The 7,257-nt window shown below is 63.2% G+C and carries 8 protein-coding genes; all 8 read right to left on the reverse strand.

Features of this window, described 5'->3' with window-relative positions; all coding sequences use genetic code 11:
* On the reverse strand, window positions 1-387 hold a 387-nt coding region (locus RMO57_RS03270), incomplete at its 3' end, for a hypothetical protein (RefSeq protein ID WP_310384177.1).
* A 102-nt stretch (window positions 388-489) separates the two neighbouring features.
* Window positions 490-1,803 carry a TRZ/ATZ family hydrolase gene (locus RMO57_RS03275; protein WP_310384179.1) on the reverse strand — a complete coding sequence of 438 codons (1,314 nt, stop codon included), beginning with the start codon at window positions 1,801-1,803 and terminating at the stop codon, window positions 490-492.
* Between the two features lie 33 nt (window positions 1,804-1,836).
* Window positions 1,837-2,829: a nucleoside hydrolase gene (locus tag RMO57_RS03280; protein WP_310384181.1), complete on the reverse strand. Its 993-nt coding sequence runs from the start codon at window positions 2,827-2,829 to the stop codon at window positions 1,837-1,839.
* A complete protein-coding gene (locus tag RMO57_RS03285) occupies window positions 2,829-3,779 on the reverse strand; it encodes a ribokinase (protein WP_310384184.1) in 951 nt (316 codons plus the stop codon). The genes RMO57_RS03280 and RMO57_RS03285 overlap by 1 nt, the downstream gene beginning before the upstream one ends.
* 6 nt (window positions 3,780-3,785) lie before the next feature.
* Window positions 3,786-4,820 carry a LacI family DNA-binding transcriptional regulator gene (locus RMO57_RS03290; protein WP_310384186.1) on the reverse strand — a complete coding sequence of 345 codons (1,035 nt, stop codon included), beginning with the start codon at window positions 4,818-4,820 and terminating at the stop codon, window positions 3,786-3,788.
* 158 nt (window positions 4,821-4,978) lie between these two features.
* Complete coding sequence (gene gltA / locus RMO57_RS03295) at window positions 4,979-6,289, reverse strand: citrate synthase (protein ID WP_310384188.1); 1,311 nt, start codon at window positions 6,287-6,289, stop codon at window positions 4,979-4,981.
* A gap of 31 nt (window positions 6,290-6,320) precedes the next feature.
* The gene (locus tag RMO57_RS03300) at window positions 6,321-6,611 is read right to left on the reverse strand and encodes a succinate dehydrogenase assembly factor 2 (RefSeq protein WP_310384190.1); all 291 of its coding nucleotides are present in this window, start codon (window positions 6,609-6,611) and stop codon (window positions 6,321-6,323) included.
* A 15-nt stretch (window positions 6,612-6,626) separates the two neighbouring features.
* Window positions 6,627-7,257 (reverse strand): succinate dehydrogenase iron-sulfur subunit (locus RMO57_RS03305; protein WP_310384192.1); only part of this gene is annotated, 631 nt, incomplete at its 5' end.

The raw sequence follows: 7,257 nt of genomic DNA on the forward strand, positions 1-7,257 counted from the left end.
CGATGGGCGCCTGCCCGCCGACCGCGGCGGCCTCGCCCGCTGCGAAGCGCTCCTCCGCTTCGAGGAACGCAGCGCCGCGACGCAGTTGTGGGCGATGTCGGTGGCCTTGGATGCCCAAGGGCTGACGGTACCCAGACGGGGTGCGACCAGCACCAGCTGACCCTCAGCGCCACCCAGATAGGCGTCGCCGTAGTTCAAGAGCGCGGCCAGCTTGACTTGATCGCCCTGCTGCAGCGCGGCGTCGCACCAGACCCAATGCACATGGCGAGCGTGCACGGCCTTGATACGCTCATTGACCGTTTGAAGCTGTGCCAGCAAGGCCTGAGCACGGAATGCAGAGAGAGCGTTGCCGCCTTCGAAAGAGAGCAAATGCTTGGAGGTGGCCATGGAGTCCCGCGTGGAAAGCACGGCGATAGCCGTGCGAGTGCCGTGAAAGTGCGGGATTCTACCGAGAGACTGGGCGCAGGGCGGTGCCAGCGACCATTGACTTCAGAGACCCGCCTTCATCTGCCCCACGATATGCTCGACCCGGTCCAGCAAGCCGGCCTGATCGATGGTGGTCAGGACACGGCCTTCAAGCACCCGGCGGCCGCCAACCCAGACATCAGACACATGCTCGCGGCCGGCCACATAGACCAGTTGCGCCTCGGGGTTGTAGACCGGCCGGCATTCCAGCGCGTCCAGCGACACCGCCACCACGTCGGCCAGCTTGCCGACTTCGAGCGAGCCCAAGTCAGCCGCACGGCCCATCGCCTTGGCCGCGCGAATGGTCGCCATTTCCAGCGCGGTGCGGGCCGACACGGTGGTGGAGTTGCAGGTCGAGCCCTTGGCCAACAGGGCGGCGGCGCGGATCTCGCCGAACATGTCTTGCCGGTTGTTGGACGCCGCACCGTCGGTGCCCAGAATCACATTGACGCCGGCCGCCTCCAAAGCGGTGACCGGGCAGACGCCCGAGGCCAGCTTCATGTTCGAGTTGGGGTTGTGGACCAGATGCACTTTTTGCGCCGCCAGCATGGCGATCTCGGCCTCGTTCAGATGCACCATGTGCACCGCCATCATCTTCTCGTTCAAGACGCCCAGCTTGTTCAGGCGCTCCAATGGCCGCATGCCAAATTGCTGCACGCTAGAGTCGACCTCGAATTGGGTTTCGTGAATATGGCAATGCATCTGCATCCCATATTTTTCGGACAACTCACGCAGCGCGACAAAGGTCTCGTCCGACACCGTGTAAGGCGCATGTGGGGCCGAGGTCCAGTCCAGGGAAGCTTCGCCTTTGAACTGCTCGTAGGCGGCCAGGCCGTTGGCGATGTACTCGGCCGCATTGGCGGCGTAACCGGTCGGGAAGTCGATCACATTGATGGACACGCCGGCGCGGATGCCGCTGTCCAGCGCTGCCCGCGCCATCGCGGCGGGGAAAAAGTACATATCGTTCAGATAGGTGACGCCGCCGCGCAGCGCCTCGGCGGCCGACAGCATCGAGCCCTGATAGGTCCAGTCATCGCTGACCCATTTTTTCTCCAGCTGCCAGATGTGGTTTTGCAGCCAGTCCATCAAGGGCACGTCATCGGCGACGCCGCGCAGCAAGGACATCGCAGAATGGGTATGGCCGTTGATCAGGCCAGGGATCAGCACATGCTCCCCCAACTCGACCCGCTCGGCATCGGGGTACTGCGCCTCGGCTTCAGCCCAGGGCATGACGCCCGCAATGCGCTCGCCGCTGATCACCAAGGCGTGGTCGTTCAGCACGCCGCTGCCAGGCGCCATGCTCAGCAGCCAGCGGGCTTTCAGGATGGTGGTCTTCATAGCATTCTCCAAAGGGTTATCGTGACTTTATCGTCAAGAAGCGTCGAAAGCCTGATCGAAGATGGCCAGCACGCGCTCAGGTCTCACCGCGATGCAGACCTGCTGCGCCGGGCAGCCGCTCCAGGGCGTCACAGCGCCGCTGGGCTTGCGGAAGTCTTGAATCGTCTGGCCGCGTGCGATGCCTTCGGTCACCACCCGTACCGGCCCCGCACGCAGCGTGAAGGCCGCCGGCTCGATCGCATAGACGATGGCGCTGGCGTCATGGGCGTAGACGCCGTTGATGCCGTCGACGGATTGATAAAAGTCTTGGTAATGGCGGGTCGCCTGCCAGAGGAAGTCGCCCACACAGACACCAACACCGGCACCACGCCCTTGCAGGTTGGACAAGTAACTTTCGGTCATGACGGTTTCATGGGTCACGTCCAGACCGACGATCACCACCGGCCAATCGGCGCTGAAGACCAGGTCCGCCGCTTCGGGGTCGTTGATGATATTGGCCTCGGCCACCGGAGTCACATTGCCGCAGCGCGCCTGTGTTCCGAAGGCGCCGCCCATCACGATGACGCGGTGGACCTTGGCCGCGATGCCGGGGTCGTGGCGCAGCGCCAAGGCCAGGTTGGTCAACGGGCCGACCGCGATCAGGGTGATGGCACCCGGCTCGGCATTGACCATATCGCAGATCAGCTGAGAGGCGGGCCGCGCGTCCAGCGCCGGCACCTCGGCGTCAATCATCGCGGCCATGCCGCCCAATCCATCATCACCATGCACATGGACGGAAAACTCCCGTTCCGCGTCCACATGCAATGGCCCGGCCGCGCCCTTGGCGACCGGCACTTGCTGATCGAACAAAGCGGCCAGCAGTTGGCCATTGCGGCTGGTCACGTCGACCCCGGCATTGCCGAACACCGTCGTGATGGCGCGCAGTTCCAACGCCGGATGGTGGGCCAACAAGTACAGAGCCATCGCGTCGTCAATGCCTGGGTCGGTGTCAAAGATCACCGGCATGGGGGCGGGTTTTTTCATCATCAAACTGTCCTGCAAAATTGGTTGGTCAACTCGGCCCGATGCGGCATAGCCGACTGCACGCCGCTGCGGCTGACCGCAATCGCGGCGGCCGCCTGCCCCAGTCGCACCGCATCGGCGGCTGTCATGCCCTCGGCCAAGCCGGCAGCCAGGCCACCGACAAAAGTGTCGCCGGCGCCGACGGTATCGATGGCCTTGACCGCCTGGGCCGGGAAATGCTGCATAGCCTCGACCGTGCAGAGCAAGGCACCGTCGGCCCCAAGCGTTATCAGAACCTGCTTGACGCCGCAGCTCAACAGTTGCCCTGCCGCAAGTTCCGCCTGCGGGAGAACGCCTGTCTGCGCTGAAACGGCTAAGCCTGCGAGCTGGCTGGCCTCGGTCTCGTTCAGCACCAACCAGTCGGTCAGGGCCAGCAAGGCGGCGGGCAGCTGCAGCGCCGGCGCTGCATTCAGCACCGTGATCGCCCCGGCGCCACGCGCCAGCTCGAACGCAGCGTAAACCGCGGGCAGCGGCACTTCCAGCTGCGCCACCACCACGGCTGCGGCCTGCAGCGTGCTTGCTGCGGCCCGCACGTCCACCGCGCTCAACTGGGCATTGCTGCCGGGCACATAGACGATGGCGTTCTCGCCGCCAAGGGCCGCCACCATGATGACGGCGATGCCGGGCAAGGCGGCGGCGTCCCGCACCACCGCCTCACACGCAATGCCCTCGCTCTGCATGGCCTGCAGCAACTCTGCGCCGTACTGGCGCATGCCGACGCGGGCGACAAAGTCCACCGCAGCACCCAGGCGCGCGCTGGCCACCGCTTGGTTGCCGCCCTTGCCGCCGGGCGCCATCACAAAGGCCTCGCCGGCCAGGGTCTCACCCGGTGCGGGCAGGCGGCTGGCGTGCGCCACCATGTCCATATTTAGGCTGCCGACCACCACCACGCGGCCGCTGTTGTTCTCTGTCATAGTTTTTTAATGCCCCTGAAAAACCTGCGGCGGTGCCGTGCTTTCACGCACCACCAGATGCGGCGTTAGCAGCACGTCCTTCAACACCTCGCCCGGGTTTTCGATCCGCGCGATCAAGACCCGGCCCGCCTCGGCGCCAAGCAGCCGCACGCCGCAACCCACCGTGGTCAGCGCCGGAAACACATAACGGCTCAACTCAATATCATCAAAGCCGACGATGGAGAGCTGCTGCGGCAGCTTCAAACCGAGCTCGGCGGCGGCTCGCAGGGCGCCGATGGCCATCATGTCATTGCTGGCAAAAATACTGGTGACGGGATGCTGGGCCGTGGCCGGACTGTGAGTCAGCAAGAGGCGCTTGGTCGCGTCATAACCACCCAGGCTGCTGAAATCGCTGACGATGACCAAGGACTCGTCGATCTCAACGCCGGCCTCTTGCAGCGCCCGGCGCCAACCCTCCACGCGCTCGCGCGCGACCTCGAACTCGGCCGGCCCGCTGATACAGGCAATGCGGCGGTGGCCGAGGTCAAGCAAATGCTTGACGGCGTTGTAGGCGCCTTGGCTGTTGTCCACGCTGACGCGATCGGCGCGTGCGCCGGCGACCAATCGGTCGACCGTCACCGTGGGCACGCTGGCCAGCTTGAAGATGCGCGCCAAGGCCTCGTCATCGCCGGCCGAGGACAAGAGCAGGCCGTCAACGCGCTTCTCCAGCAAGGTGCGCATGTATTGCTGCTGGCGCTTGGGGTCGTTGTCGGAGTTGCACAGAAACACCGAGTAGCCGGCCAGGCGGCAACATTCCTCGACGCCGCAAACCAGTTCAGCAAAGAACGGGTTTTGCACATTCGGCACCAGCACGCCGATGATCTTGGTCTCGCTCTTGCGCAGGGAGCGCGCCACGGCGCTGGGCAAATAGCCGATCTCGTCAACCGCCGCCAACACCCGCCGGCGTGCGTCGGCGCTGACCGGACGGGTGTCGTTCAGGACATGGGACACGGTGGTGAAGGACACGCCGGCCAAGGCGGCCACGTCTTTGATGGTGCTCAAGTTTGACTGTCTCGATTGAACTTATGACTGGCGAAAGCAAACGTTTGCCAGTTTGCGCAAGCATAGCCCAAGCTGTGGCCAGCCTCTGCGGCAAGGGCGGAAAAAAACCTCGCGGCCCGGTGCGGGCGGCGAGGTTTTGGCGCGCTACTGAACAGCGATCAGCGCTTGTCGATCGACTGCACATCGCGCGCCGTAGCACCCACGAAGAGCTGGCGCGGACGGCCGATCTTGTACTCGGGGTCGCCGATCATTTCGTTCAGCTGAGCGATCCAGCCGACCGTGCGTGCCAGGGCGAAGATCGCCGTGAACAGGCTGACCGGGATGCCGATCGCGCGCTGCACGATGCCGGAGTAGAAGTCGACGTTTGGATACAGCTTGCGGGAGACGAAATAGTCGTCTTCCAAAGCGATCTTTTCCAGTGCCATCGCCAGCTTGAACAGCGGGTCGTCGTGCAGGCCCAGGGCGCTCAAGACCTCGTGGCAGGTTTCACGCATCAGCTTGGCGCGCGGGTCGTAGTTCTTGTAGACCCGGTGACCGAAGCCCATCAGTTTGACGCCGGAGTTCTTGTCCTTGACCTGCTTGATGAACTCGCCGATCTTCTCGACGCCGCCGTTGCGCTGGATGTCTTCAAGCATTGTCAGCGCCGCTTCGTTGGCGCCGCCGTGAGCCGGACCCCACAGGCAGGCCACGCCGGCGGCGATGGCCGCGAACGGGTTGGTGCCGCTGGAGCCGCATAGGCGCACGGTCGAGGTCGAGGCGTTTTGCTCGTGGTCGGCGTGCAAGATGAAGATGCGCTCCATGGCCCGCACCAGCACCTCGTTAGGCTCGTAATTCTCGCAGGGCGTGGCGAACATCATGTGCATGAAGTTGGCGGTGTAGCCCAGATCATTGCGCGGATAGATGAAGGGCTGGCCGATCGAGTACTTGTAGGCCATTGCGACCAGTGTGGGCATCTTGGCAATCAGGCGGATCGCGGCGATTTCGCGGTGCTCCGGATTGTTGATGTCGGTGCTGTCGTGATAGAAGGCCGACATGGCGCCCACCAAGCCGGTCATCACCGCCATCGGGTGCGCGTCGCGGCGGAAACCGCGCAAGAAGAACTGCATCTGCTCGTTGACCATGGTGTGGTGGGTCACACGGTGATCAAAATCGGCCTTTTGAGCCGCATTCGGCAGCTCGCCGTAGAGCAGCAGATGGCAGGTTTCCAGGAAGTCGCAATTGGTGGCGAGCTGCTCGATCGGGTAGCCGCGGTACAGCAACTCGCCCTTGTCACCGTCGATATAGGTGATGGTGGAATTGCACGACGCGGTCGACAAGAAACCGGGGTCATAGGTGAACTTGCCGGTTTGCGCGTAGAGCTTGCGGATATCGATCACATCCGGGCCGACCGAGCCTTTGTAGATCGGCAGATCCATATTGGGGCTGCCGTCCGAGAACGACAGGGTGGCTTTGACGTCTGACGGAGTCATGAGCGAGTCCTTTTAAGTTTTGGAAATTCTTTTAGACGGGGTTGATTCTGAGCATCGCCAGAACCTCGTGAACATTGGGCCTATCCAACTCGTCCACCGCTTCCTTGCGGCGCAGCAACAGGTCCAGCAAATCGTTATCGGCCAGATCCATCAAGATCAACAGGCCAGCCTCTTGGCCCACCGTCAAATTATCTGCGTAACGGTTGAAGAAGCGCTCGATGAGTAAATCGTTCTCCAGCAGGCCGCGCCGGCAGCGCCAACGCAGCTTGGAGAGCGCCCGCTCATCAATCAGGGCGGTGGTATCAATAACAGTCGCGGTCATCACGGAGCCACCAGCTTAGATCGCGCGGCGAACCATCATTTCCTTGATCTTGCCGATCGCCTTGGTTGGGTTCAGCCCCTTGGGGCAGACGTCAACGCAATTCATGATGGTGTGACAGCGAAACAGGCGGTACGGATCTTCCAGATTGTCCAAGCGTTCGGCAGTCGCCTCATCGCGGCTATCCGCAATGAAACGATAGGCCTGCAGCAGGCCGGCCGGGCCGACAAACTTGTCCGGGTTCCACCAGAAGCTCGGGCAAGAAGTCGAGCAGCTGGCGCACAAGATGCATTCGTACAGGCCGTTGAGCTCGTCGCGCTCTTCGGGGAACTGCAAACGTTCTTTGTCCGGCAGCGGCGTGTCGTTGATCAGATACGGCTTGATCGAGTTGTACTGCTTGAAGAACTGCGTCATGTCGACGATCAGGTCGCGCACCACCGGCAGACCCGGCAGCGGCTTCAACACGATCACGCCGGGCAGCGTGCGCATATTGGTCAGACAGGCCAGGCCATTCTTGCCGTTGATATTCATCGCGTCCGAGCCGCACACGCCTTCGCGGCAGCTGCGGCGGAAGCTTAAGCTCGGGTCCAGCGCCTTCAACTTGCCCAGCGCGTCCAGCAACATGCGCTCGGTGCCGTCCAGCTCGACC

Source organism: Roseateles sp., from assembly GCF_031397715.1.
Lineage (GTDB): Bacteria > Pseudomonadota > Gammaproteobacteria > Burkholderiales > Burkholderiaceae_C > Paucibacter_A.